The 26,921-nt window shown below is 68.0% G+C and carries 25 protein-coding genes; 13 read left to right on the top strand and 12 right to left on the bottom strand.

The window, feature by feature from the left end:
* Positions 1-1,229 (bottom strand): NAD(P)/FAD-dependent oxidoreductase (locus ER13_RS07580; protein ID WP_081836169.1); only part of this gene is annotated, 1,229 nt, incomplete at its 3' end.
* Positions 1,230-1,380: 151 nt separating this feature from the next.
* On the opposite strand from ER13_RS07580, the gene ER13_RS07575 reads away from it, so the two are divergent.
* Genes ER13_RS07575 through hisD form a run of 3 tightly spaced genes read left to right on the top strand, consistent with a single transcriptional unit; the run spans position 1,381 to position 3,870 of the window.
* Positions 1,381-1,671, top strand: a complete 291-nt coding sequence (locus ER13_RS07575; protein WP_035308092.1) for a YerC/YecD family TrpR-related protein — start codon at positions 1,381-1,383, stop codon at positions 1,669-1,671.
* Positions 1,672-1,681: 10 nt separating this feature from the next.
* Complete coding sequence (gene hisG / locus ER13_RS07570; protein ID WP_008262146.1) at positions 1,682-2,563, top strand: ATP phosphoribosyltransferase; 882 nt, start codon at positions 1,682-1,684, stop codon at positions 2,561-2,563.
* Complete coding sequence (hisD, locus tag ER13_RS07565; protein WP_035308088.1) at positions 2,563-3,870, top strand: histidinol dehydrogenase; 1,308 nt, start codon at positions 2,563-2,565, stop codon at positions 3,868-3,870. Before hisG ends, hisD begins: the two co-directional genes overlap by 1 nt.
* A 180-nt stretch (positions 3,871-4,050) precedes the next feature.
* On the opposite strand, the gene ER13_RS07560 is transcribed toward hisD, so the two are convergent.
* A complete protein-coding gene (locus tag ER13_RS07560) occupies positions 4,051-4,779 on the bottom strand; it encodes a M48 family metallopeptidase (protein ID WP_008258663.1) in 729 nt (242 codons plus the stop codon).
* Positions 4,745-6,025: a polyhydroxyalkanoate depolymerase gene (locus ER13_RS07555; RefSeq protein WP_035308086.1), complete on the bottom strand. Its 1,281-nt coding sequence runs from the start codon at positions 6,023-6,025 to the stop codon at positions 4,745-4,747. Before ER13_RS07555 ends, ER13_RS07560 begins: the two co-directional genes overlap by 35 nt.
* Positions 6,026-6,222: 197 nt before the next feature.
* Between ER13_RS07555 and ER13_RS07550 the strand changes: the two genes are divergently transcribed.
* The gene (locus tag ER13_RS07550; RefSeq protein ID WP_035308085.1) at positions 6,223-6,561 is read left to right on the top strand and encodes a hypothetical protein; all 339 of its coding nucleotides are present in this window, start codon (positions 6,223-6,225) and stop codon (positions 6,559-6,561) included.
* Positions 6,562-6,672: 111 nt separating this feature from the next.
* Entirely contained in the window at positions 6,673-7,896 is a 1,224-nt protein-coding gene (locus ER13_RS07545) for a hypothetical protein (protein ID WP_035308083.1), read from the top strand.
* A gap of 9 nt (positions 7,897-7,905) precedes the next feature.
* Here the strand turns inward: ER13_RS07545 and ER13_RS07540 are convergent, their stop codons facing one another.
* Complete coding sequence (locus ER13_RS07540; protein WP_035308081.1) at positions 7,906-8,796, bottom strand: LysR family transcriptional regulator; 891 nt, start codon at positions 8,794-8,796, stop codon at positions 7,906-7,908.
* A gap of 98 nt (positions 8,797-8,894) precedes the next feature.
* Here ER13_RS07540 and ER13_RS07535 point away from each other — a divergent pair, with 98 nt between their 5' ends.
* Positions 8,895-9,557, top strand: a complete 663-nt coding sequence (locus ER13_RS07535) for an NADPH-dependent F420 reductase (protein WP_008262493.1) — start codon at positions 8,895-8,897, stop codon at positions 9,555-9,557.
* 18 nt (positions 9,558-9,575) lie between these two features.
* Here the strand turns inward: ER13_RS07535 and cysQ are convergent, their stop codons facing one another.
* A complete protein-coding gene (cysQ, locus tag ER13_RS07530; RefSeq protein ID WP_008260259.1) occupies positions 9,576-10,403 on the bottom strand; it encodes a 3'(2'),5'-bisphosphate nucleotidase CysQ in 828 nt (275 codons plus the stop codon).
* Between the two features lie 66 nt (positions 10,404-10,469).
* Between cysQ and chpT the strand changes: the two genes are divergently transcribed.
* The 3 genes from chpT (at position 10,470) to ER13_RS07515 (ending at position 12,458) form a co-directional block, all read left to right on the top strand.
* Positions 10,470-11,180, top strand: a complete 711-nt coding sequence (chpT, locus tag ER13_RS07525) for a histidine phosphotransferase ChpT (protein ID WP_008259610.1) — start codon at positions 10,470-10,472, stop codon at positions 11,178-11,180.
* Between the two features lie 88 nt (positions 11,181-11,268).
* Positions 11,269-11,646: a response regulator gene (locus tag ER13_RS07520; RefSeq protein ID WP_008263303.1), complete on the top strand. Its 378-nt coding sequence runs from the start codon at positions 11,269-11,271 to the stop codon at positions 11,644-11,646.
* Positions 11,643-12,458: a protein-glutamate O-methyltransferase CheR gene (locus ER13_RS07515; RefSeq protein WP_008259147.1), complete on the top strand. Its 816-nt coding sequence runs from the start codon at positions 11,643-11,645 to the stop codon at positions 12,456-12,458. Before ER13_RS07520 ends, ER13_RS07515 begins: the two co-directional genes overlap by 4 nt.
* Before the next feature lie 27 nt (positions 12,459-12,485).
* On the opposite strand, the gene cckA is transcribed toward ER13_RS07515, so the two are convergent.
* The 4 genes from cckA to fliQ all read right to left on the bottom strand — a co-directional run bounded on the left by cckA (position 12,486) and on the right by fliQ (position 16,715).
* Positions 12,486-14,534, bottom strand: a complete 2,049-nt coding sequence (cckA, locus tag ER13_RS07510) for a cell cycle histidine kinase CckA (RefSeq protein WP_035308079.1) — start codon at positions 14,532-14,534, stop codon at positions 12,486-12,488.
* A 63-nt stretch (positions 14,535-14,597) separates the two neighbouring features.
* Positions 14,598-15,674, bottom strand: coding sequence for a flagellar biosynthesis protein FlhB (gene flhB / locus ER13_RS07505; RefSeq protein ID WP_008262919.1), 1,077 nt, complete (start codon positions 15,672-15,674; stop codon positions 14,598-14,600).
* Complete coding sequence (gene fliR / locus ER13_RS07500) at positions 15,667-16,452, bottom strand: flagellar biosynthetic protein FliR (protein WP_035308077.1); 786 nt, start codon at positions 16,450-16,452, stop codon at positions 15,667-15,669. Before fliR ends, flhB begins: the two co-directional genes overlap by 8 nt.
* Positions 16,452-16,715 carry a flagellar biosynthesis protein FliQ gene (gene fliQ, locus ER13_RS07495; protein ID WP_008258892.1) on the bottom strand — a complete coding sequence of 88 codons (264 nt, stop codon included), beginning with the start codon at positions 16,713-16,715 and terminating at the stop codon, positions 16,452-16,454. Before fliQ ends, fliR begins: the two co-directional genes overlap by 1 nt.
* A 681-nt stretch (positions 16,716-17,396) precedes the next feature.
* On the opposite strand from fliQ, the gene ER13_RS07490 reads away from it, so the two are divergent.
* From ER13_RS07490 to ER13_RS07475, 4 genes are read left to right on the top strand one after another with little or no spacing between them, the layout of a single operon-like run.
* A complete protein-coding gene (locus ER13_RS07490) occupies positions 17,397-19,085 on the top strand; it encodes a methyl-accepting chemotaxis protein (protein WP_035308076.1) in 1,689 nt (562 codons plus the stop codon).
* Positions 19,085-19,594 (top strand): chemotaxis protein CheW, encoded by a 510-nt coding sequence (locus ER13_RS07485; protein WP_035308074.1) that lies wholly within the window; start codon positions 19,085-19,087, stop codon positions 19,592-19,594. Before ER13_RS07490 ends, ER13_RS07485 begins: the two co-directional genes overlap by 1 nt.
* Positions 19,595-19,628: 34 nt before the next feature.
* On the top strand, positions 19,629-20,483 hold the full coding sequence (locus ER13_RS07480) for a protein-glutamate O-methyltransferase CheR (RefSeq protein ID WP_035308071.1): 855 nt from the start codon (positions 19,629-19,631) through the stop codon (positions 20,481-20,483).
* 4 nt (positions 20,484-20,487) lie between these two features.
* Positions 20,488-21,564 carry a chemotaxis response regulator protein-glutamate methylesterase gene (locus tag ER13_RS07475; protein WP_008262249.1) on the top strand — a complete coding sequence of 359 codons (1,077 nt, stop codon included), beginning with the start codon at positions 20,488-20,490 and terminating at the stop codon, positions 21,562-21,564.
* 73 nt (positions 21,565-21,637) lie between these two features.
* On the opposite strand, the gene ER13_RS07470 is transcribed toward ER13_RS07475, so the two are convergent.
* The 3 genes from ER13_RS07470 to ER13_RS07460 form a co-directional block, all read right to left on the bottom strand.
* Entirely contained in the window at positions 21,638-23,431 is a 1,794-nt protein-coding gene (locus tag ER13_RS07470; protein WP_008259388.1) for a hypothetical protein, read from the bottom strand.
* A 96-nt stretch (positions 23,432-23,527) separates the two neighbouring features.
* Positions 23,528-24,280, bottom strand: coding sequence for a ligase-associated DNA damage response endonuclease PdeM (gene pdeM, locus ER13_RS07465; RefSeq protein WP_035308068.1), 753 nt, complete (start codon positions 24,278-24,280; stop codon positions 23,528-23,530).
* Positions 24,277-26,781 (bottom strand): ligase-associated DNA damage response DEXH box helicase, encoded by a 2,505-nt coding sequence (locus ER13_RS07460; RefSeq protein WP_035308065.1) that lies wholly within the window; start codon positions 26,779-26,781, stop codon positions 24,277-24,279. The genes pdeM and ER13_RS07460 overlap by 4 nt, the downstream gene beginning before the upstream one ends.
* Positions 26,782-26,921: the final 140 nt, after the last annotated feature.

The raw sequence follows: 26,921 nt of genomic DNA, 5'->3' as shown, positions 1-26,921 counted from the left end.
GGGGCTGGGAGATGTGTAAAAGAGCCCCCCCCCCCGCCCTTCACCGCCCCCCCCTGATCCGCCAGCTTCCCCACACCCACCGGCGTCGCCTTGCCGATCAACTGCTTGCCCGCCATGAACTCCGGCGGCGCATTGACCGCCTCGACGCAGACCACCCGGTCGCCGCTCAGGTGAAACACGGCAAAGCCCCCCGCCGTCGGGTCGCCCCGCACCACCTGACTGTCCGCGTCGAACGGCAGGCCGGCGATCTGAAGCTTGAAGTCGTACTGATCGGACCAGAACCACGGAACCTCAGGCGCCGGTCCCGGCCGCCCGACGATGGCCGCCGCCGCCTGCTTCGCCTGTTCCAGCGCATTGGGCACGCTCTCCAGCCGGTGCGAGACCCCGCCGTGAACCGGGATCGGCCGCCGCGTCATGTCGCCGACGGCGAAGATGGCCGGGTCGCTGGTCCGCGCCTGATCGTCCACCACCACCCCGTCGTCGCAGCGCAGGCCCGCCGACCGCGCCAGGCTTTCGCAGGCCAGGGCGCCCACGCCGACCAGCACAGCATCCGCTTGCACCACCGATCCGTCCGCCAGGGTCACGCCATCATGGGCGACTGCGACCACCTCGGCCCCGGTCAGGATCTCGACCCCATGCGCCCGATGCTGGGCGGTGAAGAAGGCCGACAGGGTCTCCGACGCCACCCGGGCCAGCACGCGCGGCGCCCGTTCGATCACCACCGCCTCGGCGCCTAGGGCCCGGGCCGAAGCCGCCGCCTCCAGCCCCACATAGCCGCCGCCGACCACCGCCAGCCGCTTGCCCGGTCCCAGCACGGCCTTCAGCCGTTCCGCGTCCTTCAGCGTCCGCAACTCCAGCAGATCGGGATGATCCCCGCCCGGAACCGGCAGTTTCCGCGCCGTCGATCCCGTCGCCAGCACCAGGACGTCATAGGTCTCGCTCGATCCGTCATGGAAGGCGACCGTCTTCGCCTCCGGATCCACCGACACGGCGACCGTCGACGGCCGGAACTCGATCCCCTGCTCCTCATAGAAGCTCAGCGGCCGCAGCAGCAGCGTCTCCAGATCCGCCTCGCCCTTCAGCCAGGCCTTGGACAGGGGCGGCCGCTGATACGGCGGCGCATCCTCCTCACCGATCAGCACGATGGGGCCGTCATGGCCGTATTGCCGCAGAAAGGCCGCGACGGAGCCGCCGGCGTGGCCGGCGCCGATGATCAGGATCTTGGTCATGGGCGGACAGATAGAGCGGCGCGCGGGCGGGCGTAAGTCGTGAATGGTGAATCGTGAATCGTGACTGGAGCCCGCGCGCGCCCAATCACGAGTCACGACTCGCGATTCACACCCCTTGACCGTTCCACAGTTACAGCATAGTGGGACGGTCATAACGACCCCGCCCGCCCACGACGCCCTCCATGACGCCCTGCTGTCGATGCAGACGCGCGCCGAGATGGACGCCTTTCTGGCCGATCTGTGCACCCCGGCGGAACTGCGCGCCTTCGCCGAGCGCTGGCAGGTGGCGCGCCTGCTCGACGCCGGCGGCAAATCCTATCGCGAGATCGCGGCCGAGGCCCACGCCAGCCCCACCACCGTCGTCCGCGTCGCCCGCTATCTCAAAGACATGCCGCACCAGGGCTACCGCCTCGCCCTGGACCGCCTGAAGAACACGAACTGAGTATCCGAACATGAGCACCGCCCAGGGCCGGCTTCGCATCGCCGTCCAGAAATCCGGCCGTCTGGCCGACCGCAGCCTCGACCTGATCCGCGACGCGGGTCTGAAATGGGTCAAGGGCCACAACGACCTGCTCTATCGGGTCGAGAATTATCCGATCGACCTGCTGCGCGTCCGCGACGACGACATCCCCACCTTCGTGGCCGACGGCGTCTGCGACCTGGGGATCGTCGGCGAGAACGTGCTGGAGGAAGGCCGCAACGGCGGACCCAACGCCTCCGTGGTCATGCCCCTGGGCTTCGGCCGCTGCACCCTGAAGATCGCCACCCCGCCGACCCTGGCCTATGACGGCCCGGCCTCTCTGGACGGGCTGCGCATCGCCACCTCCTATCCCAAGATCCTGCGCCGCTTCCTGGACGAGCGGGGCGTAAAGGCGGACATCGTCGTCATGCGCGGCGCCGTCGAAGTCGCCCCCCGACTGAAGCTGGCCGCCGCCATCTGCGACCTGGTCTCGACCGGCGCGACGCTGGAGGCCAACGGCCTGGGCGCCAAGGAGACGGTGCTGGAAAGCCAGGCCGTACTGATCCAGTCGCCCGTCGCCCCCGAGCCCGGCCTGCAGCACCTGCTGGACAGCGTCATCGAGCGGATGTCCGGCGTGGTGTCCTCGCAAGGCGCGAAATACGTCATGCTGAACGCCCCGCGTTCGGCGCTGGATGAGATCACCGCCATCCTGCCCGGCGCCGGTTCGCCCACCGTCATGCCCCTGTCGGGTCGCGACGACGCGGTCGCCGTCCACGCCGTCTGCCAGGAGGCCGTCTTCTGGGAGACGCTGGAGAAGCTGAAGGCCGCCGGCGCCTCGGCCATCCTGGTCCTGCCCATCGAGAAGATGATGTGATGAAGCTGATCGACTGGTCTTCCCTCGACGCTGCCGGGAAACGGGCGGCCCTGGCCCGCCCGGCCCAGCGCACCGCCGGCGACGTTACGGACGTGGTCCGCACTATCCTGGACGACGTGCGCGCACGTGGCGGCGCGGCCGTCACCGACTGGTGCCTGAAACTGGACAAGGCCCCGCCCCGCCGTATCGCCATCACGCCCGAGGCCGTGGCCGAGGCCCGCAACGCCCTGCCCCCCGGCGACGTGCGCGCCCTGCGCATGGCGGCCGAGAATGTGCGCGTCTTCCACCAGGCGACCAAGCCGGAGGACACCCCCTTCATCGAGACCACCCCCGGCGTGCGCTCGAAACTGGCCTGGCGTCCCATCGCCTCGGCCGGTCTCTACATCCCCGGCGGCACCGCCCCCCTGTTCTCGTCCCTGCTGATGCTGGCCATCCCGGCCGGCGTCGCGGGCGTGGGCCAGCGCGTCGCCGTGACCCCGCCTGACAAGTCCGGCGGCGTCCACCCCGCCATGATCCTGGCCGCCGCCGAGGCGGAACTGGACGCGATCTGGCTGATGGGCGGGGCCCAGGCCATCGCCGCCCTGACCTTCGGCGTCGCGCTGGAGGACGGGATCATCCCCGCCTGCGACAAGCTGTTCGGCCCCGGCAACGCCTATGTGGCCGAGGCCAAGAAACAGGCGTCCGCTCTTCCGGGCGGCCCCGCCGTCGACATGCCCGCCGGCCCGTCCGAACTGATGGTCATCGTCGACCGCGACGCCGCGCCCGAGATCGCCGCCGCCGACCTGCTGAGCCAGGCCGAACACGACGCCGACGCCCAGGTCATCCTGGTCTCCACCAGCCGCGCCACCATCGACTACATCCTGTCGGAGGTTGAGACCCAGGTCGCCACCCTGCCGCGCGAAGCCATCGCCCGCGCCTCGCTGAACGAGGCCCGCGCCATCCTGGTCCGCGACCTCGACGCCGCCGCAGAGGTGGCCAACCTCTATGGCCCCGAACACCTGGCGATCCAGATCGACGATCCCGACCCCCTGGTGGACTCGATCAAGGCCGCCGGCGCCGTCTTCGTCGGCCGGTTCGCCGCCGAGACCCTGGGCGACTACGCCGCCGGCCCCAGCCACGTCCTGCCGACCGACGGCGGCGCCCGCACCCTGGGCGGCGTCACCACCGCCAGCTTCATGACCACCATGTCGGTCCAGCTGGTCACCGAGGCCGGCGCCCGCGCCCTGGCCCCCATCGCCGCCCGCCTGGCCCGGATGGAGGGCCTCGAAGCCCACGCCCGCGCGGCGGATCTGAGGGCTGAAGGATGAACGTGTCCGCATCATTCCTCCCCCGTTGGGGGAGGGGGACCGCCGTGCTCTTCGCGCGGGGGTCGAGGGGGCGACACAGGCTCGCTGTTTGTGAAGGCGCCGCCTTAGCGACGCTCTCTTGCCCCCTCCGTCTCGGCGCTACGCGCCGATCCACCTCCCCCAAGGGGGAGGAATCGATCTTTATCGCCCTACCGCATGAAGCGCGGCGCCGTAGTCCTTCAGCCATTTGCGCCAGGGCTTGTGGTCGCCGACCAGGCGTTCGACGACCGACCAGTAGGCCGGGCTGTGGTCGGCGTGGACCAGGTGGGCGACCTCGTGGGCGGCCAGATAGTCGATGACCGGCGGCGGGGCCATGATGACGCGCCAGGAATAGCGGATGGTGCGGTTGTGCGGGCTGCACGAGCCCCAGCGGGATCGGGTGTCGGCGATGGAGACCGTGACCGGCGCCTGGCCCAGGGCGCGCAGGTGATGGTCGGTGCGGTCCAACAGCGTGCTGCGCGCCTCGCGCTTCAGCAGGTTCTCGACCCGGCGGGCGTAGGCCTCGCCCTCGCCGCCCGAGCGGATGACGGTTCCGTCCTCGACCAGGCGGGCTGCGCCGGCGCCGGGCGTCGCCTCCAGGCGGACCGGGCGGCCGCGCAATGAGATGACCTGGCCGGGCTCCAGCGGTCGGCCCTTGGGCCGCACCGCCAGGCGTTCGGAGATCCAGACGCTTTTCGAACGGGCGAAGGCCACGGCCTGGGCCAGGCCGCGCTCGGTCGGGGCGATCACCACCGCCTCGCCCGCGCGAGCATCGATCCGCACCGACAGACGCCGGGCGCGGGGATTGACCGACAGTCTCAGTGTGGGGCCGGAACCGGAGCCCAAGCCCCCGTCGTCAAGCGGCAGACGCTGACCGTTGCGATACGCCACCGAGGGCCTCGTTCTGGGCGATGAAATCGCGGACGCGGGGATAGATCTCGTCACGGAAGCGACGACCGTTGAAGACGCCGTAATGGCCCACGTTGGGCTGGACGTACAGCACCCGTCGGTCCTCGGGGATGTTGGGGCACAGGCCGTGGGCCGCCTGGGTCTGGCCGACGCCGGAGATGTCGTCCTTCTCACCCTCGACCGTCATCAGGCCGATGTCGGTGATCTTCGTCAGATCGACCTTGCGTCCGCGATGCTCCAGCAGGCCGCGCGCCAGCAGATGCTGCTGGAAGACGATGTCGATGGTCTGGAGGTAGAATTCCTCGGTCAGGTCCAGCACCGACAGATATTCGTCGTAGAATTCCTCGTGCTTCTCGACCCCGTCGCCGTCGCCGTCGATCAGGCTGTTGAAATAGTCCCAGTGGGCGTCGCGATGGCGCTCTTCGTTCATCGACATGAAGCTGTAGAGCTGGACGAAGCCCGGATAGACCCGCCGCCCGAACCCCGCATAGGGCAGGGGCACGGTGTGGATCATGTTCGACCGGAACCAGGTGAAGGGCTTTTCCTCCGCCAACTGGTTGGTCACGGTCGGCGACAGCCGGGCGTCGATGGGCGAGCCCATGAAGGTCATGGAGAGGGGGCGGTTCTCGTCGCCGTCCTCGGCCATCATGGCGCAGGCGGCCAGCACGGGCGGCCCCGGCTGGCAGACCCCGACCACATGGGCCCGGCCGCCGATCTCGGCCAGCATCCGCCGGACGTGGTCGATATAGTCGAAGAAATCGAACCGGCCTTCCAGCAACGGCACCTGGCGGGCGTTGATCCAGTCGGTCACATAGACGTCGTGGTCCTGAAGAAAGGCCTCGACCGTGCCGCGCAGCAGGGTGGCGTAGTGGCCCGACAGGGGCGCGACGACCAGGACGGCGGGGCCGGAGGCCGGCTTTCCGGCCCGTTTCAGGTCGCCGATATTGCGGGCGAACCGGACCAGGCGGCACCAGGGGCTCTGCCAGATCACCTGTTCGACGGTGCGCACCGGCTTGCCGGCGATCTCGATGGCTTCCAGCTTCCAGTCCGGTTTGCCGTAGCGCCGGGTGACGCTCTCGAACAGTTCGGCCGAGGCGTAGGCGGTGCGTCCGACCGCCGTGTCCGCCGCCGGATTGAACGGCGAGGTCCAGAAGCGCCGGGCCATCTGGGCCCCGACCCTAAACGGCAGGGCCGACTGATAGGCGAGTTCATGAAAGGCGTAGAGCATGACGATCCATTGCGGGTCTTGCCGAGACCGAAAACCGGGTTCCGGCCGTTTGCTGCATAGCAGCATACAGGGTTTGAGCTCAGCGCGGCAGTTATTCGCAATCCTGTCCAATTCCCGCCCGGGTTCGATCTTCTCCCCGTCGTCGGAACGTGATCTGATGTCGGCGATGTCCGGGGGGACGTCTATGGAGCCTTCCCATGTTGGTCCTGCTGACCATCGCCAGTCTGCTGCTTCAGCACGCGCCGAACGTCGGCCTCGTCTCCTACGAGGAGGCGGTGCGCTGCGCCGGCCTGACCCAGGCCGCGTCCGAACTGGAAGGCGGCGAAAGCGCGGAGGGCAGACGCCTGTACGACGCCGCCCTGTTCTGGTCGCTGGCGGCCATGCAGGCCGCGACCGCCGCCGGCAAGCCCTCGCGCGCGGCCGAGGCCGACCAGCCCCGCGCCCGGATCGAGGCCGTGCGTCGGCTGAACGCCGACGCCTCCGAGGCCCGCGCCGCCCTGCAGCGCTGTCGTCAGAAAACCCCCGATCTGAATTGACGAAATCATCCTTAAGGCCAGGCTGAACCCCCTTGGCGGCGTCGCGTTTGCATTGGAACCCCAGGGGGACGCATTGGTCGTCCCGAAGCGGGATTTAGAGGCGTCCATCGCATGTTCGAGTTCGGCCGAGACCTTCGCAAGCTGTTCGCCCAGGCCCGCGAGAGCGAGGATCTGGGCTGGGTCGAGCTGATCGGCGTCGATCTGCTGGCGGCTGAGGCGCGGCGCGAAACCACCGACGCCGGTCGTGTCTCCTGCGCCCGCCCGTTCGAGACCGAGAGTCGCGCCGCCGCCCTGTGGCGCGAACACGCCCGCCGCAGCGGCGCCGTCGACAGCCTGGACCGCGCCGACCGTTGCGCCGACAGCCTGGTGCGCGCCGCCGTGGGCGAGGATCGGGCGGCGCGGGCCGCGATCGACAAGGCCCAGGCCCTGATGCTGCGCTTCGATCTGTGCGGCGATCCGATTCACCTGGATCGCGCCCTGACCGCGCTCGACGCCGCCGGGCGGCCGCGTCGGTCCCATGCCGCAGGCGAGCTGTCCTCGATCCATGCCCGGCTCAAGACACGCAAGGCCCGTCTGTCCGGCGACCCCGCCGCCCTGATGGACGCCGCCGCCCTGATGGACCTGGCCCTGCACGAGGCGGGGGCGAACGACGTCGAACTGCGGCTGGATCGGGCGGGACTGGCGCTGGAGACCGGGGTGATCAAGCGGGACGCCCGCCTGCTGGACCAGGCCGGACGCGATCTCGGCGCCCTGGTCGAGAACTCCTCGCCCGACTATCGCCCCCTGACGCGCGCTCGCGCCCTGGCCCTGTGCGGCGCGGGTCTTTCGGCCCTGGCCTCCGTCGCCGATCATGCCGAGGCCCTGGCCCAGGGACGGATGATGTTCGACGCCGCCGCCGATCAGTTCACGCCCGACCACAGCCCGCTGGACTGGGCCGTCATTCAGGTGCTGCGCGCCGGCGACGACGCCACGCCCCTGATGCTGTTGAACCAGGCCGAGGCCCTGACCCAGGGCCGCGGCCTGATCATCGGCGCCCTGGTGCGCGAACGCCGCGTATCGCGCGAGATCGCCCTGGCCGAGGCTGTGCGCGACCTGGCAGGGCTGGAGCTGATGGAGGCCCGCCTGCGCGACCGGCTCGCCGCCGCTGCGCCGCTGGACTGGGCCGCCGACCAGATCGGTCTGGCCGAACTGGCCCTGGCCCGTCATCGCCTGGGCGGCCCTGCGCCCGCCCACCTGCACCTGATCCTGAACGAAGCCGTCCTGACCGCGCGCGAACTGGGCGTGCCGGCCCTGGCCGACCGGGCCGGGATGCTGCTGTGGAAGGCGGGGCTTTAGGCGCCGTCATCAAGGGCGGAATTCTTCCGTCAAAGCCTCGACGAAACTGCGAACATTGACTGTAGGGCGCCGTCCGGCCGGATAGAGAACATGCATGGGCCGCACCGGCCCCTCGTACTCGGGTAGGACACGGACAAGCCGGCCAGAGTCGATTTCCGCCTTCATCACGCTCTCCGGTCCGAGCGTCACGCCGTAACCCTCGATCGCGGCGTGCAGCAACGCCTTCCAGTCGTTGCTTCGCATCCGTCCGCTCGCCTTGATTTCTTCGTCTCGGCCATTGCGAGTGAACAGCCAACGGCAAGGGATTGAAGGAGACCAGTAGGCGTAGGCAAGGCAATCATGCCGTTCCAAATCAGCAGGCGTCTCGGGCGCGCCACGACGGGCGAGGTAGGTCGGCGAGGCGCAGGCGATCAACCGGTAAGGCGCCAACGGATGGGCGATGAGGCTGCTGTCCCCCACGGCGCCGATCCGAACCATCACATCGAAACCCTCTTCGAGAGGATCGACAAATCGGTCGTTGAGCGTGAGGTCGATCTGCATATCGGGGTATCGCGCAAGATAGCGCGTGATGAAGGGGGCGAGAGTGAAGGAGCCGAACGTCATCGGGGCGTTGACCCTTAGGACGCCCTTGGGCTGGGAGCGCATGTCCTGCGCAATCGTGTCGGCGGCTTCAGCCTCCGCCAGCACAAGCTTGCAGCGATCATAATAGGCCCGCCCCACGTCCGTCAGGCTCTGCCTCCGGGTCGTCCGGTGGAGAAGGGCGGCTCCGAGACGATCCTCCAAAAACACCACGTGTTTGGCGACCATCTGTGGAGACATTCCCATCGCCTCGGCGGCGGCGGCGAAAGAGCCGAGATCGGCAGACTTGACGAAGACCGCCATACTGGTGAGCCGGTCCATTGATTGATCTCATTTGGTTGTCAATGTCGTCTACTAATGGATATTTATGGCGATATGAATGGCAATTAAATCTGCTGGCTCACTCAGGAGAGACAGTCATGAAAATCGGCATCATCGGCGCGGGCTTCGTCGGGCGGGTCGTCGGGAAGCTGGCGGTTCAGGCCGGCCATCAGGTCATGCTCAGCAACTCGCGCGGCCCCGAAACCCTATTCAGCCTGCGGTACGGCGTCGGTTGCGAAGTCGGCACGGTCGATGACGCCGTCGCATTCGGCGAGGTTGTCATCGTCGCCATTCCACTGACGGCCTATCGCACGACCCCTGTTGCGCCGCTTGTGGGCAAGGTCGTCATCGATACGAACAATTATTATGTCGAACGCGACGGCCGGATTCAGGAACTGGATGACGAGAAAACGACGACGAGCGAGTTGCTGGCACGACACCTTCCACAATCGCGCATCGTCAAGGCGTTCAACGCCATACCAATGAACGAACTGGAAAGGGACGGGAGACCCGCAGGAGCGCCTGATCGACGCGCCTTGCCGGTCGCAAGCGACGACGCCGAAGCCAAGGCTATCGCTATCAGACTCTACGACGAATTCGGTTTCGACGCCGTGGATGCCGGCGCGCTTTCGGAAGGCTGGCGCTTCGAGCGTGGAGCGCCAGCCTATTGTACGTCGATGACGAAGGAGGATCTTGAACGGGCGCTTGCATCGACGGCGCGCGCTGTAGCGGCCGCCGGTGAGGTCCCCGCCACACGATGAAGCGTGGCGGGAACGGCCTCAGCCGCCCATGGCGACGAAGGGGCCGTTGAGGAATTTGGGCTTGCCGTAGGCCAGGCGCTGGCCGTCGTCGGCCAGGACGCGGCCGCCGGCGGCTTCCAGCACGGCCTGACCGGCCGCCGTGTCCCATTCCGAGGTCGGGCCGGAGCGCGGATAGGCGTCGAAGCGGCCCTCGGCGATCAGGCAGAATTTCAGCGAGGAATCCGTGCCCTGCCAGCGGGTGCAGCCGTGGCGGGCGGCCAGACGCGCGGCCTCTTCATCGGTGACGCTGTGGCTCAGCAGGGCCATGCCCTCCTGCGGGCGGTCGCGGACCTTGATTGGCCGCCATTCGGCGCCGGCGTGGGCCTCGCCCTCCTGCTGCTCGCCGTACTGGCGACGGAAGGCGCCGCCGCCCGGCGTGTCCGTGCGCCAGGTCGTGGCCGTCGCCGGAGCCGTGACCACGCCCGCGACGGGATAGCCCGCGTGCATCAGGGCGATGTTGACGGTGAAGGCCTCGCCGCCGCGCACGAACCCCTTGGTGCCGTCCAGCGGGTCGATCAGCCAGAACCAGTCCTCGGCCGAGGCCGGGGCGCCGTTCGCGGCCACCGCTTCTTCGGCCACCGTCTGGACGCCGGGATAGAGGGCGGCCAGCCGTTCGAGAATCAGGGCCTCGGCGGCGCGGTCGGCCTGGGTGACGGGACTGTCGTCCGACTTGGTCTCGACGGCGGTGTTGCTGCGCCAGTAGGGCAGGATCAGGCGCGCGGCCTCTTCGGCGATCTCGGCGATGGCCAGGGCCAGGGCGCCGGACTCCAGGTCGAGGGCCAGGGTGTTCGTGGGGGAGGTCGTCATTATGGGCTCGATAGACCATTGCGGCGGTTCCATGAACCGGCAAATCACGTCAGCTTCGCGCACGACATGAACTGTGACCTGAACGCCGACGAGAGTATGCTGGCCTCCATGAATTCGACCGACGCCGCCAAAGCCCCGCTGGACCTGCCTGTCGACGGAATCGAACTGGCCACCTATGTCGCCGCCAAACTGTGCCACGACTTCATCAGCCCGTCGGGCGCGATCGTCTCGGGCCTGGATCTCATGCGCGATCCTTCGGCCCAAGACATGCGCGAGGACGCCCTGTCCCTGATCGAACAGAGCGCCCGCAAGATGGTCGCCCTGGTCCATTTCGCCCGCGTCGCCTTCGGCGCGGCGACGACCAGCGAACGGTTCACCGCACGCGAGCTCCAGTCGCTGGTCACGGGTCTGACCGAGGGCGGGCGCGCCTCGCTGGACTGGCGCATCCACGAGGGCGAGTTTTCCAAGCCCCAGGCGCGCGCCCTGACCAATCTGGCCTATCTCACCGTCGGCGCCCTGCCGATGGGGGGCGATGCGGTGATCCAGTCGCGCGTCGAGAACGGCTTCCTGTTCATCGAGGGATTCGCCGAGGGCGCCCGCGCCCGGCTGAAGCCGGAAGCGGTCACGGGCCTGGCCGGCGAGCGCCTGATCGAAGGGCTGGCGGGGCAGTGGATCCAGCCCTACTGGCTATGGCTGACCGTGGTCGAGGCCGGCGGCTCGCTGCATGTGACGGTCGAGGACGGCCGCGTCGTCCTGGTCGCGCGAATGCCCGTGTGAGGCTTTCCCAACGACTCGTTAACTGGAATCGGGCGATGCTGCTACGACGCGTGACTTCTGCTGAAGGTCCGGCGCCGGGGAGCCCGTCTTGGATTTCAAAACCTGCCTCATCGTCGATGACAGCCGGATCATTCGCAAGGTCGCCCGCCGGATCGTAGAGGGCCTCGGCTACGAGGTCGACGAGGCTGCGGACGGCGCCGAGGCCCTGGCCTATTGCTCAGGCGTCATGCCCGACGTGCTGCTGATCGACTGGAACATGCCGGTGATGGACGGGCTGACCTTCTTGCGCCGCCTGCGCGCCTCGCCCGGAGGAGAGGTTCCGAAGGTGTTGTTCTGCACCATCGAAACCCGGCCTGAGCGGATCGCCGAGGCCCTGGCCGCCGGCGCCGACGACTATGTCATGAAACCTTTTGACGGCGAAATTCTTCAGTCCAAGCTGATGGAGGTCGGCGCGATCGCGGCATGACACCCGAGGACTTCGACAAGCTTCAGGGGCTATTGGCCACCCGCGCCGGTTATCGGCTGGCGCGGGATCGCATTCACCTGGCCGAACACCGGCTGGGACCGATCGCGCGTCGTGAAGGCTACGCCAATGTCGAGGCCCTGCTGACGAATCTCTGGGCCAATCCGGTCGCCTCCCTGGGCTGGGCTGTGATCGAGGCCCTGCTGAACGCCGAAACCTGGTTCCGTCGCGATCGCACCCCGTTCACCGTGCTGGAGAAGGAGCTTCTGCCGGCCCTGTCGCGCGCCCGGCCGAACGGCCGGGTCAAGGTCTGGTCCGCCGGATGTTCGACGGGCCAGGAGGCCTGGTCGATCGCCATGGCGGGGCTGGACATCGGCGTTCCGCTGGATCTGACGGCCACCGACCTGTCGCAGCGTGCGATCGAGAAGGCGCGTTCAGGCCTCTATACCGGCTTCGAGATCCAGCGCGGTCTGACCGCCAAGACCATGCTGCGCTGGTTCGAGCCGGCCGAGGACAACTGGCGCGTCCGCGCCGAACTGGCCGACACCGTCCGTTTCGGACGCGCCAACCTGCTGGACGAGCCGACCGACGAGGCCCGTTTCGACGTCATCTTCTGCCGCTACGTGCTCGGGGACATGGAGCCCTCGCGCCGCGCCCGCGTGCTGGACGGGCTGGAACGCCGCCTGGTCGACGACGGCTGCCTGTTCCTGGGCATGGATGAACGGCTGGAAGGCGAGACCGTCGCCTTCCGCCCCGTCACCGGCCGCAAGGGCCTGTATGTGAAATCCCCCTCCGCCGCGCGCAGGGCCGCCTGAACGGCCGTTTTGAACCGCGACGTGGATTCAGCCCGCGTGCAGTTCCTGCTTCACCCGTTCCGCCAGGGTCTTGATGTCCAGAGGCTTGGGCAGGAAGGAGACCCCGACCTCGTCCTGCAGCAGGTCCGAGAAGTCGCTTTCGGCATAGCCTGAGATGAACATGACCGGGGCGTCGCCCAGGTATTTGCGCGCCTTCTTCAGCAGGGATGGGCCGTCCAAGCCGGGCATGATGACGTCGGAGATCATCATGTCGATCTGACCGGCGTATTCCTCGGCCAGGATCAGGGCCTCCTCGCCGTCGGCGGCCTCGATCACCTCATAGCCGCGCTGGCGCAGCAGGCGGGCGGCGATGCCGCGGACCGCGTCCTCGTCCTCGACGAACAGGATGCGGCCGGCGCCCGACAGGTCGCGCGGCGCCTTGACCTTGACCTCGACCGGCTGAACCTCGGCCAGTTCGGCTTCGCCGGCGGCCGGCAGGAAGATGCGGAAGGCCGCGCCCATGCTCATGCCGTGAGGGCCCTCGATATTGCTGACCGAGATATGGCCGCCGGCCTGCTGGGCGATGCCGTAGACGGTGGCAAGGCCCATGCCCGTGCCCTCGTTCACCGCCTTGGTGGTGAAGAAGGGTTCGAAGATCTTGTCCACCAGTTCAGGCGGCACGCCGGGGCCGGTGTCCGACACCTCGATCAGGGCGACCTCATCGGTGGGGGCGTCGGGCCAGCCCATCTCGCGCGCCTGCTGGGCGGTCAGACGGCGGGTGGTGATGGTGACGACCGCGTCGCCCGGCTCGACCACGCCGCGCATGGCGTCGCGGGCGTTGACGGCCAGATTCATGACGGCGGTCTCGAGCTGGCTCTTGTCGGCCAGGACCACCGGCAGGTCGCGGCCGTAGTCGGTCTCCAGCCGAACGTCCTCGCGCAGCAGGCGCCGCAGCAGGATGGCGAACTCCCCGACCAGCTCGCCCAGATCCAGCCGTTCGCGCCGCACCGTGGACTTGCGCGAGAAGGCCAGCAGCTTGCGCACCAGGTCGGCGGCGCGAATGGCGGTCTGGCGGATCTCGTTCAGCCCCTCATAGGAGGGGTCGCCGACCGGATGCCGCTCCAGCAGGCCCGACAGCTGCAACTGGATGGCCGTCAGCAGATTGTTGAAGTCGTGGGCCACGCCGCCGGCCAGCTGGCCCACGGCCTGCATCTTCTGGGCCTGCGACAGCTGCAGCTCCATCGACTTCTGCGCCGAGACGTCGAACAGCCAGATGCGCTTCTGTTCGCCCTCTGGCGCCACATAGAGGTGCAGCATCTTGTCGGGATAGGCGCGGGCGACCAGTTCGATGGGGCCGGACGACCCGGCCGCCAGCTTGACCCGCGCCTCGGCCACGCCCGTCGGGTCGAACAGATGGCCGAAGGCGGCGTCGCGCGCGGCGTTGGGGCCGGTCAGCACGGCCAGGGCGGCGTTGGCCTCCTGCGCCCGGCCGGCGAACAGGTCGGGGCCGTCGATCACGGCCGAGCCGAAGGGAGCGCCGGCCGCCATGGCGCGGGATTCGCCCGTCGCCGCGCCGTTCGCCGGAGCCGTCGCCACGGGCAGGGGCAGGACGGCTTCGGGCGCGACCCGCATCAGATACCGGTCGGGGCCGGCCTTGCCGATCACCACCTCGACCTCGCGGTCGCCGATCTGGACGATGGCGTGGCCCGGCTCGCCCCGGCGCGCCTGGGCGAAGGCCATGTACAGGGCCTGGGCCGACTTGCCGCGGGGCAGGGCGGTGGTCGTGCCGTTGGACTGGGCCCAGGCGCCGTTGAAGGCCAGGACCTGGCCCGTCTCCCACACCAGGGCCGCCGGCTCCGCCATGGCGTCCAGCATGTCCACGGCCACGTCGCTGGACGGCTTGACCGTCTCGGCGCGGCGGAAACCGAACAGGCCGATCAGGGCGATCAGACCCGCCGTGACGATCAGGATCATGCCCGGCCCCGACATCGGATTGGCCTTGAAGGCCGGATAGGCCAGGGCCGCGACGGCCACGACCACGCCGAACGCCGTCGCAACGGAGAGCAGGTCGAACGGAAGGCGACGGTTGGGCTTCATGCGGCCTCGCGAATCAGTGGTCTGATCATACCCCCAAATCCGGCGCCAAGCCTTACGGGGGTCTTACCGACGTTTGCGGGACTGGAACACGAAGCCGATGATCTTGGCGGCGGCCTCGAAATGTTCCTTGGGAATGACGGCGTCGATCTCGACCGAGGCGTAAAGGGCGCGGGCCAGAGGGACGTTCTCGACGATCGGCACGCCATGTTCCTTGGCGACTTCACGGATACGCATGGCCAGGGCGTCGACCCCCTTGGCCACACAGACCGGCGCCCCGTCGCCCTCGCTGGGTTCGTAGCGCAGGGCCACCGAATAGTGGGTCGGGTTGGTCACGATGACCGTGGCCTTGGGCACATTGGCCATCATCCGCTGGCGGCTGCGCTGCATGCGGATCTGCTTCAGCTTGGCCTTGATGTGGGGATCGCCCTCGGACTGTTTGTAGTCTTCCTTCAGTTCTTCCTTGGTCATCCGCATCCGCTTGGCGAAGCGCATCTTCTGCCAGATGAAGTCGGCTCCGGCCGTCGCCCCCAACAGGATGATGGCCGCCACGAACAGGGCCAGGGCCATGTCCCGCGCCAGCGGCAGCAGGGCGGCCGGGCTCAGGGTGACCATGTTCTCGAACTCGCGGACATGGGGCTTCAGCACCATCCAGCAGACGACGCAGACGGCGATCAGCTTCAGGAAGGTCTTGACGAACTGCATCAGGCCGTCGGGGCCGAAGATGCGCTTGAACCCCGACATCGGGTTCACCGACGACCATTTCGGCTTCAGCTTTTCGGCGGTGAAGATCAGGCCGGACTGGGCCAGGTGTCCGCCCGCCCCGCCGATGATGGTCGCCAGCATGACCGCTCCCAGGAAGGGGGTCATGGCCCAAAGAGCCTGGGCCAGAATCTGAGCCCCCGCCCCCGAATCCAGCATCCCCAGCATCTGGTGAGGGGCCGCGATAAAGGGCAGCAGCTGTTGCGCCATCGACCCGGCGAACCAGCCCCCGGCGCCCAGGATCACCGCCGCCGCCCCGGCCAGGGACAGCACCTGGCCGACGTCCTGAGACTTGGCGACGTCGCCCTTCTTTCGGGCGTCCTCGAGTTTTCGGGGGGTGGCGTCTTCTGTTTTCGACTCGGGATCGGTGTCGTCAGCCACCCGCCCCTCCCCCGAAGGCGCCGGCCGCGAACACCTCGGCGAGGCGGCGGTAGCGGTCGATGAAGACGGTGCCCAGGGCGCCCAGGCTGAGCGCGAAGATCGACAGGCCCAGGATGACGCTCAGAGGCGCGGCGGCGAAATAGACCTGAAACGACGGCATGACCCGCGCGATCAGGCCCGAGGCCAGGTTGAAGATCAGGGCGAACACCAGAACCGGCGCCGCCAACTGCACCCCCAGCAGGAAACTATCGCCCAGGGTCCGCACCGCCATCTCGGTGAAATCCCCCATGATCAGGGGCTTGGCCGGGGCGATCAGACTGTAGGAACCGACCATGCCGGCGATGAACAGGTGGTGGGTGTCGGTGGCGAAGATCAGCGTCACCCCGAACAGCAGCAGGAACGAACCGACCGTCGACCCCGGCTGGGCCTGTAGCGGATTGGCCGTCTGGGCGAAGCTGAGGGTGGTCTGCAGCGAGACGATCTCGCCCGCCGTCATCAGTGACGTCAGGAACATGCGCAGCAGCATGCCGATCATCAGGCCGACCACCACCTCGCGGATCACCCACCCGGCCATGCCGCCCAGGGTCTCGGGCAGGCCCGGCAGGCTGTCGCGCACCACAGGCCACAGCGCCAGGCTGATCAGCAGGGCCAGCGACAGGCGGATGCGCGGCGGCACATAGGTTTCCCCGAAGCCGGGGATCAGCATCAGGATCGCGCCGATGCGGGCGAAGATCAGCCCCCCGGCCCAGACCTGATCCGCGGTGGCGTAAGCCTCCACTACATGCCCGCGATGCGCGCCGCGATCTGGCGCATGAACCCGCCCAGCAGGGCGCCCATCAGCGGCAGGAACAGCAACAGGGACACGAAGATGGCGATGATCTTGGGCGCATAGATCAGGGTCTGTTCCTGGATCTGCGTCAGGGCCTGGAACAGGCCGATGACCACGCCGACGACCAGGCCGACCAGCAGGACCGGCAGGCACAGCTGGATCGTCAGCCAGATGGCGTCGCGCCCTACATCCAGAACTTCCGCGCCGTTCATCGGCCCACGCTCCCGCAAATCACTGGGCAGAAAATGCCGGGAGGATGGTTAACGGGGAGATAATGGCCGCACCCCTCCCCAATCCTTTTCGGTCTGTAGAAAGCACATAAGAGCCATCTCCGCCCCAATGCCGGAACCGGCTTCCGGGCCGCCTGGACCGTCTCGTCAGTCCGACGGATCGTAGCGGGAATTCGGACGTGGGCTTGCTGTGAAATTCCATGATCTGCTGCGTGTTGCGACCCGTAGATGTGTTTCAGGCGGGGTGAGATTCTGTGGCGGAACGACCTGAAAGTGCATGGCTGGCGGGCTGCGGTTCGACCTTCGTTGATCAAAAAAATTCACCAATCTTAGAGGCTTATCTCTAGGTACAACTCCCTATCAGGCGTTTGAAGTCGGTTTAACCATATCCCTGGATGGTGCGTTCGGGTTGTGTTTTAGCGCGCCGTGGGGATGGGACGAGATATGAGAATACGCATACCAGTGGATGTGGCTGTCGAGGTTCGTGATGTTGCGAGCCTCCGAGGGTCGACTTTCCCGGTCGATGGCTCGCTCGTCATTCAGATGGCGCTGGCTTTCGTCCTGACCGCCCTCGGATGTTCGGCTGTCTGCAATCTGCACCAGGGTGCACGCTCGCCAGTGGCGTCCGTCGCTCGTCATGATCGATTTTTCGGGAGATAGGCTATGCGTTTCACCATCAAGGCCAAGTTGATCCTGACGTTCGGGGTGCTGATCGCGGCGATCGCCGTTTTAGTCGGCGTTTCCCTCAGTCATCTTTCGTCTCTGCACGCCGCCATCCATGAGGTTGTCGCCGGACCGGCCGCCCAACTGAGCCGGGCCCAGAGCATCCAGACCGAGTTCAGCAGCTATGTGAGGCGTGAGCGCGGCATGCTCCTGACCACCGACCCTGAAGCGGTGCGTGAGTTTTCCGAAGAGGTAGGCCGGGGCCGAGGCATGTTGGAAGACCTGCTGGCTCAAGGCCAGGCGGCCGCATCGGCAGACGCCAAGGCCGAGTGGGTTTCGCTGGCGAACGCCTGGTCAGAATACAAGCCGATCAGCGAAGAAATTCACAGGCTGGCGCTCGCCGGCGACGACGTCGGCGCCAAGGCGTTGATGTTGAACGAAGCGCGCGCCAGCCTTTCTGCGATCGAGGACGCCGCCCAAAACATCGTCGCGACGGACAAGGCGCTGATGGCGCAGGCCGAGGAGGGCGCCAATGCGGTGTTTGAGGAAGCGCGTGTAGGGCTGATCGTCGCCAGCGCCTTCGCTCTATTCGCTGCGGTCTTCGGTTGTGTCTGCATCACACTGATTGTTCGGAAGGGACTGATCCGCGCCACTGAGGCCGTTCGCGCCGTCGCCGAAGGCGATCTGACCCAGGCGGTCGTCGTCACCAGTCGGGACGAAATCGGCGACATGCTGGGCGACCTTAACCGGATGATCGAACGCCTCCGCAGCGTGGTCGGCGACGCGTTAGCGGCTGCGGACAATGTCTCGGCCGGCAGCCAGGAACTGTCGTCTTCGTCGGAACAGATGAGCCAGGGCGCGACCGAACAGGCCGCCGCCGCCGAACAGGCCTCGGCCTCGATGGAAGAGATGGCCGCCAACATCAAGCAGAACGCCGACAACGCGGCCCAGACCGAGAAGATCTCGCGTCAGTCGTCCAAGGACGCGGAAACCAGCGGTGAGGCCGTTCATCGCGCGGTCGAGGCCATGCGCACCATCGTCGCCAAGATCGGCATCGTGCAGGAGATCGCCCGCCAGACCGACCTGCTGGCCCTGAACGCGGCGGTCGAGGCCGCCCGCGCCGGGGAGCACGGCAAGGGCTTCGCCGTCGTCGCCTCGGAAGTGCGCAAGCTGGCCGAACGCAGCCAGACGGCCGCCGCCGAGATCGGCGCGGTGTCGGGCGATACGGTCAAGGCGGCCCAGGAAGCCGGCGAAATGCTGCAACGCCTGGTGCCGGACATCCGCAAGACCGCCGAACTGGTGTCCGAGATCAGCGCCGCCTGCCGCGAGCAGGACGTCGGCGCCAGCCAGATCAACGAGGCCATCCAGCAACTGGACAAGGTGATCCAGCAGAACGCCGGCGCGGCCGAGGAAATGTCGGCCACCTCCGAGGAACTGGCGGCCCAGGCCGAGGAACTGCAGACCTCGATCGCCTTCTTCCGCACCGACGCCGAAAGAGTCCCTGCCCGTGCTCAGGCCCGGGTCTCGACCTTCAAGGCCCGGGCCAAGCCGGCGGCCCGCCCGACGCCCAAGGCTGCGCCGTCCAAGCCCGCCGTCCACGCCCAGCAGGCCCGCGCCAAGGGCTTCGCCCTGGACATGGCGGTCGGCGGCGCGGACGACGAGGACATGGACTTCCGGGAGAGCGCCTGATGTCCGAAACCGCCAAGGGGCAAGGCGCCTCTGAGGGGCAATATGTGACCTTCGGCCTGGGCGACGAACTCTTCGCCGCTCCGGTCGGCCTGGTGCGGGAGATCCTGACCTATCAGGCGCCCTCGCGCATTCCCAACAGTCCGGACTATCTTCTGGGCCTGACGGACGTGCGGGGGCAGGGGGTTCCCACGGCGGATCTTCGGATCCGCCTGGGCATGGCGCCGACCGAGCCGACGCTGAACACCCGCATCCTGGTGCTGGACATTCCGCTGGAGGACCGGGTGCTCAGCCTGGGCCTGGTGGCGGACCGGGTGTTCGAGGTGGCGGTCTTCAGCGCCGACCAGATCGAGCCGTCGCCCGACATCGGGATCAAGTGGCGCTCGGACTATATCTCGGGCGTGGTGCGGCGCGAGGACGGCTTCGTGGTCCTGATCGACCTGCCCCGACTGCTGTCCAGCACCGACACCGTCTCTCTGGCGTCCTTCCCCGACGTCGATCGCGCGGCCTGACGGTCGCCGCCGGTTTCTCAGAAAGAGCATCGCCTTGTCCCACGCCGCGCTGGAACAGTCCTCGCCTCCCGTCGATCAGATCAGCGCCCGCAATTTCGAGCGGATGGCGGCCTATATCTACGACTACAGCGGCATCAAGATGCCGTCGTCCAAGCGGACCATGCTGGAGGGGCGGCTGCGCCGCCGTCTGCGCAGCACGGGCCACGCGACCTTCGACGACTATTGCGACAATCTGTTCAAGGAGGACGGGCTCGAGGCCGAGTCCGTCTTCCTGATCGACGCGGTGACGACCAACAAGACCGACTTCTTCCGCGAACCCCGCCATTTCGACTATATGACGTCCCACGTGCTGCCCGAGTTCAAGGCGGCCGGGATGCGGCGGATCCGGGCCTGGAGCGCCGCCTGTTCGATGGGCGCCGAGCCCTACACCATGGCCATGGTCATGCAGAAATTCGCCGATGAACAGGGCGGCCCCGACTATCAGATCCTGGGCACGGACCTGTCCACCGATGTGCTGGAAACCGCGCTGCGCGGCGTCTATCCGAACGAGATGCTGACCCCGGTCCCCGCCGAAATGCGGCGCTGGGTCATGACCGCACGCGACAGCGGACGGCGCGAGGGCCGCATCCATCCGTCGCTGCGGGCGAAACTGTCGCTGGCGCGAGTCAATCTGATGGATGAGACCTATTCGGTCGGCGATCCGTTCGATATGATCATGTGTCGTAACGTTATGATCTATTTCGATAAACAGACTCAGGCCAAGGTTCTGAAACGGCTGTGCGACCGGCTGAAGCGCGGCGGCTATCTGTTTATCGGCCATTCCGAGAGCATCACCGGCATCGAACTGCCTCTGGTGACTGTCGCCAACACCATTTTCCGAAAGACCTGATCCCATGCCCAAGGTCCGCGTTCTGGTCATCGACGACTCGGCCAGTGTGCGCCAGACTCTGGTCGACGTCCTGTCCGCCGACCCCGGCATCGAGGTCATGGGCGTGGCCTCCGACCCCTTCGTCGCCGCGCGTCGCATCGCCGAGGACGTGCCCGACGTCATCACCCTGGACGTCGAGATGCCGCGCATGGACGGCATCACCTTCCTGCGCAAGCTGATGGCCCAGCGGCCGATCCCGGTCGTCATGTGCTCGTCCCTGACCGAGGCCGGATCCGAGACCCTGATGCAGGCGCTGGAGGCCGGCGCGGTCGACATCATACTGAAGCCGCGCATCGGGGCGGCGGACCATCTGGCCGAGAGCGCGGATCGCATCCGCGATGTGGTCAAGGCTGCGGCGCGCGCCCGGCTGGGCGCAAGGCGAACGACGACGCGAACGCTGGATCCCGGAACCAAGCTGACGGCTGACGCCATGCTGCCGCCCCCGACCGGGGCCGCCATGGCGCGCACGACGGAGATGGTGGCCTGTCTGGGCGCCTCGACAGGCGGGACCGAGGCGCTGCGCGAGGTGTTGCAGGCGCTGCCGGCCAATGCGCCCGGCATCGTCATCGTCCAGCACATGCCGGCGGGCTTCACCGCCGCCTTCGCCAAACGGCTCAACAGCCTGTGCGAGGTCGAGGTCAAGGAGGCCCAGAACGGCGATCCGGTCCTGCGCGGCCACGTCCTGATCGCACCGGGCGACAAGCACATGCTGCTTGAACGCCACGGCGCCCGCTATCAGGTGGCGATCAAGGACGGGCCGCCCGTGTCGCGCCACCGCCCCTCCGTCGACGTCCTGTTCCGCTCCGCCGCTCGGGCGGCCGGACGCAACGCCATGGGCGTGATCATGACCGGCATGGGCGATGACGGCGCACGCGGCCTGCTGGAGCTCAAGGAGGCCGGGGCCGTCACCGTGGCGCAGGACGAGGCGACCTCGATCGTCTTCGGCATGCCCAAGGAAGCCATTGCACGCGGCGCCGCCCAGAAGGTCACGGCGCTGGAGCATATCGCCCGCGAGATCATGAACGTCGATCGGTCTCGCTGACGGCGGCCCGGCGGCCCCACAGACAGGCGGACGGAGCGAGGCCTGCGCCTATCGCGCCCGACCGCCGCCCGGATCAGAACAGAAGGTCGTCGAATTCGTCCTCGGCGGCGGCCGTTTCACCGGCTGTTTCCGTCGTCGTCGCCTCGTCGGTCTTGTCGGTCTCGGTAAAGACCGCATGGGCCGCGTGGACCGTCCGCTCGCGCGCCATGGTGTAGCAGCGCCCGATCTCGGTCATGGCGGCGTCCACCACTCCGGCGATATCGGTCAGGTCCTCGACCACTGGTCCGGCGGCCTCGGCCAGGGCGATGGCGGCGGTGTGCAGGGCGTCGCCCAGGTCTTCCTTCAGGCCCAGCTGGTCGGCGGCCAGGGCCAGCGACCGGGCCGTGGCCTCGCCATGGGCGCCCAGACCGACCAGATCGTTCTCGACCACGTCGGCGGCGCGGCGCAACTGGCTCTGCACCCCGTTCAGGCGTCCGGCGTCCACGTGCGCGTCGCCGGGTTGGGTGGTCTCCATCCCGTTGGCCAGGCCGGCCAGGGCGGTCAGGGAACCCAGGGTCTGATCGGCGGCGTCTTCCAGATGGCTGGCGTGGCTGCTCAGCTCGATGGCGATGACGCTCAGGGGCTTGCCGATTTCCCCCAGACGATTGCAGCGCAGGCTGCTGTTGATCGCCATCTGCTGGATGTCGCGTTTGACCTTCTGGATGGCGTCCACCCGTCGGGCCAGGGCCTCGACCGCCGAGACGGTCTCGCCGCTGATGCGCTGGGCGTTGGTCATGGCCGCTGTGACGTCATCGATCAACAGACCGGCCCGACCCAGACTGATCTCGAGGTCGCGCAGGTCGCCCCCGCCGTCGGACAGGCCGTGAATGACCATGATCTGTTTGGTGTCCTGGGCCATGCCGGACAGGCTGTGGACGACCTTGGCCGCTTCGGCCTCGAAATCGGTGGCGATGTCCGCCATCTGGTCGGCGACCATGTGCAGCAGGCGGCGTTCGGCCCGGTCGCGCGCCTCGGGCGACAGGTCCGCCTCGCGAACCGTGCGGGCCGCGACCTGGATGCCCAGCTGGACGTGTTCGATCCGCTGGCGGGTGATGTCCCCGATCTGCAGGGCCATCAGGGCCTTGCCGACCTTCATCTGGATGTCGCGCGCGATGGCGGCGACCGAGGCGGCGACCTCGGCGATGCGGGCGTGGTTCACGCGGAGCGTCTCGGCGTCGAGCGCCAGCTTGTCCGGCACCGCCGGAATCAGCTCCTTGTACTTGCCGCCCAGCCCCTCTTCGAAGGTCAGGGCGCCGTCCAGTTGGCGTGCGAGCCGCGTAAGCTCCTCGGCCAGTTGGTCCAGTTGGGACACGCCGAAGTCCAACTGTTCACACATCCGCTCGGCGAAACCGGCGAACTCGTCTGCGGCCCGGATGGTCGCGCCGGCCGTGATCTTCACGTTCAGGGCGAAGGCGCGCAGATAGCGCAGCGTGGTGCGCATAACGTCTATATCGGCCTCCAGCAGGGCGCCGGCGGTCTTCAACTGATCCAGATCCGCCACCCGCCGTTTCTGCGTAAGGGGCAGGGCGTTCAGGCTTTCCGCCGTCGACAGCAACTCGTTGCTGGTGTGCGAGACCGATTCGACGTTCAGCGTCAGACCCAGCCGGTCGAGGGCCTCGATCAGCCGGCCGACCATTTCGAGTGATCCGGCCAGGCGTTCGCCCGCATCGGAAAAACGGCTCTCGACCAGGGCGCGCGCCGCTTCGAGCTGATCCGTGACGTCAGAAGCGACGACGGGCGCGAAGAAGGGGGGGGCGGAATCAACGCCTGAATCGACGACGGCGTCGGCGGTCGCGGCGGGATCGAAATGCTGCGCTTGCGCCTGCATGCTGGGTCTCATTCTGAGAGTCATGAACCCAGGTTACGCGGCACAGGAAAACCGACCGTAAACGCCGACTCGAATTTCTGCGCTGGGCGGAAGAGATCAGGGCAGGCGATCCCAGGCGATGGCGTGAACCTTGTCGCGGCCCAGGACGGCCGTCAGGGGCTCTGTGGCAAACAGGCCGGCGATGACGGGGTCGCGCACGTCCAGCCCGCCAGTGAAGGCGCCGAAAGCGGGCAGGATCAGGCGCGATCCGTCGGTGACGAAACAGGGACGACGCACGCCGCGGCCGTAGGCGACGACGCGGGCGGCGGGGTGCAGGTGGCCGGCGACCTCGCCCTGGCGGTCGTCCGCCGGCGTTCGGGGCTCCGGCTCGTGGGTCAGGCGCAGGGCGCCCAGGGCCATGTCGCCCACGACCCGGCCGGGCAGGGACGCCTCGGTCCGGGCGTCGTCGGCCAGGGCCTTGCGGTCATGATTGCCTTCCAGCCACAGCCAGTTTCGGCCGCCCGCCAACCGGTCCAGCCGCGCCCGGTCCTCATCCGCCATCCGTCCGATGGCCCGGGCGTCATGGAAGCTGTCGCCCAACAACACGACAAGGCCGGGGTCGAGGTCGGCGATCTCGGTCTCCAGCCGGTCCAGGGTGGCGCGGCTGTCGTAGGGCGGCAGCATCTGGCCGCGCGCGGCGAAGGCCGAACCCTTCTCCAGGTGCAGGTCGGCGGCGATCAGGGCGCGATGGGCCGGGAGCCACAGGGCGCCCGAACAGCGCAGCACGCAGGTCTCGCCCGCGATCTGAACGCGCAACGAACCGCAGGGCTTGCGCGCGGGGGACAGGGTCTGGCGCAGGGCGGCGTTCATGGCGCGTCCTCGTCCATGACTTCGGCGATCAGATGTTCGGCGCTCTCATCCAGGATCATTTCGGCCGCGTCGCCGCCCACCCGCTCGCGCCCGATCTGGACCAGAACCGGCACGCAGAAGGGCGAGGGACGGGTCAGGGCCTGATGCCGGATCCGGCCCTCGATCCGCGCCAACATCTGGCCCAGGCGCGCCACGTCCAGCAGGCCCGAGGCGGCGTCGGCGCGGGCGGTCTTCAGCAGCAGATGGTCGGGCTGGTGGCGGCGCAGCACGTCGTAGATCAGGTCGGTGGAGAAGGTGACCTGACGCCCGGTCTTCTCGGCGCCCGGCTGGCGGCGCTCGATCAGGCCCGAGATCAGGGCGCAATTGCGGAAGGACCGCTTCATCATGAAGCTTTCCTCCAGCCAGGCCTCCAGGTCGTCGCCCAGCATGTCGGACTGGAACAGGGCGCCCAGGTCGATCTGGTCCATCGGCTTGATCGACCAGATCGCCAGCGAATAGTCGGTGACGACAAAGCCCAGGGGGCCGACGCCCAGCCGGTCCAGCCGTCGCGTCAACAGCATGCAAAGCGTGGTGTGGGCCAGATTGCCCTCGAACGGATAGGCGACCAGGAAATGCCGACTGCCGCGCGGGAAGGTCTCGACCAGCATGGACTCGGCGTCGGGAATGGCCGAGCGCTCGGCCTGAAGCGCCAGCCATTCCTGCACGTCGGGCGGCAGGACGCGCCAGTGGTCCGGGTCCTGAACCATGGTTCGCACCCGGTCGGCCAGGGAGGTGGACAGCGGGAACTTGGACCCGCCCCAGGAGGGGATCTTGGGCTCCTTGTCATTGGCGTGGCTGACCAGGGCGTCGGTTCCGACGATGCCTTGGAAGGCCCAGACCTGGCCCGCGAACAGGAAGGTGTCGCCGGGCGTCAGCTGTTCGAAATACCATTCCTCGGCCTCGCCCACCTTGCGGCCGGCGACCAGCTGGCGCGAGGCGCCGCCGCGACGGCCGGCCACCCGCACGTTCAGGGTTCCGGCCGAGACGATGGCGCCGACATTCATCCTGTGCCGCTGCGCAATGTCCTTGGTGCGGGCCTTCCAGCGGCCGTCGAGGGTGCGGACGATGCGGGCGAACCGATCATAGGTGCGCAGCGCGTATCCGCCGGTGGCGACGAAATCGACCACCTCCTCGAACTGCTCCCACGCCAGGTCGCGATAGGGGCCGCAGCCGGTGATCTCGTCATACAGGGCCTGCATGTCGAAGGCCTCGGAACAGGCGACGCCCATGACGTGCTGGGCCAGCGCATCCAGGGTGCCGATATGGATCGGCTCCCAGTCGAAGGCGTTGTCGGCCACCGCCTCGCGCGCCGCCTGGCATTCCAGCATCTCGAACCGGCTGGCGGGCACCAGAAGGGCGCGCGACGGTTCGTCCAGCCGGTGGTTGGCGCGGCCGATCCGCTGGACCAGACGGCTGGAGCCCTTGGGCGCCGCCATCTGGATGACCAGGTCGACGTCGCCCCAGTCGATCCCGAGATCGAGGGTGGATGTGCAGACCACGGCCCGCAGATCGCCGCGCGCCATCGCCGCCTCGACCTTGCGCCTCTGTTCGGCCGCCAGGGAGCCGTGGTGCAGGCCGATGGGCAGATTGTCGTCGTTGATCGCCCATAGCTGCTGGAAGACGAACTCCGACTGCCAGCGGGTGTTGACGAAGATCAACGCCAGGCCGGCGCGCTGGATGGCGGCGTAGACTTCCGGGATGGCGTGGCGGCCGGTGTGGCCCGCCCAGGGGACCTTGCCCTCGGAGATCAGCACGTCGATGACGGCGGGTGCGCCCGGATCGCCTCGGAGCAGGGCCACATCCTCGACGGCGGGGGTGGAGCTCAGCCACCCCCGGATCAGATCCGGATCTTCGAGCGTCGCGCTCAGCCCGACCCGCCGCATACCCGGCGCAAACTGTTGTAGCCGCCCCAGTCCCAGCGACAGCAGATCGCCCCGTTTGCCGCTCCAAATGGCGTGGACCTCGTCCAGAACGACGCATTTCAGGTCGGCGAAATAGGACCGCGCCCCTTCCCAGGCGCAGAACAGGGCCAGCTGTTCGGGCGTGGTCAGCAGGATGTCGGGCGGGAAGTCGCGTTGACGCTGGCGTTTGGACTGCTTCGTGTCGCCGGTGCGGGTCTCGACGTGGATGTTCAGCCCGATCTCGCGGATCGGGGTCGTCAGATTGCGTTCGACGTCGGTGGTCAGCGCCTTCAGCGGCGACAGATACAGGGTATGCACGCCCGACCCCGGCCCGTGCTGCGGCCTTGGCCCCCGTTCGGCGAGCTCGATCAGGCTGGGCAGGAAGCCGGCCAAGGTCTTGCCCCCGCCGGTCGGCGCGACCAGCAGGGCGTGCCGGCCGGACTGACCTGCTGCGACCATTTCCAGCTGATGACGCCGGGGCGACCAGCCGCGCCCGGCGAACCAGTCGGCGAACAGCGGCGGAAGCGTTGCGGGAACGGCGGCGGTCGTCACGAACGGCATATAGCATGTTCCCGTTCCGTTTCAGCCCCGACGTCGCTATCTATCGGCTGTGTCCGACGAATCCGTCATCGCTGAATCCCGCCTGACCGGCGCCGAACCCTGGCTCGACCTGCCGCCGGCGCCCTCCACCCCGCCGGGGG

The sequence above is a fragment of the Brevundimonas sp. EAKA genome (assembly GCF_000698025.1).
GTDB classification, from domain to species: Bacteria; Pseudomonadota; Alphaproteobacteria; order Caulobacterales; family Caulobacteraceae; genus Brevundimonas; species Brevundimonas mediterranea_A.
The sequence above is the reverse complement of the archived record's forward strand: the minus strand, read 5'-3'. Positions and strand labels throughout refer to the sequence as shown.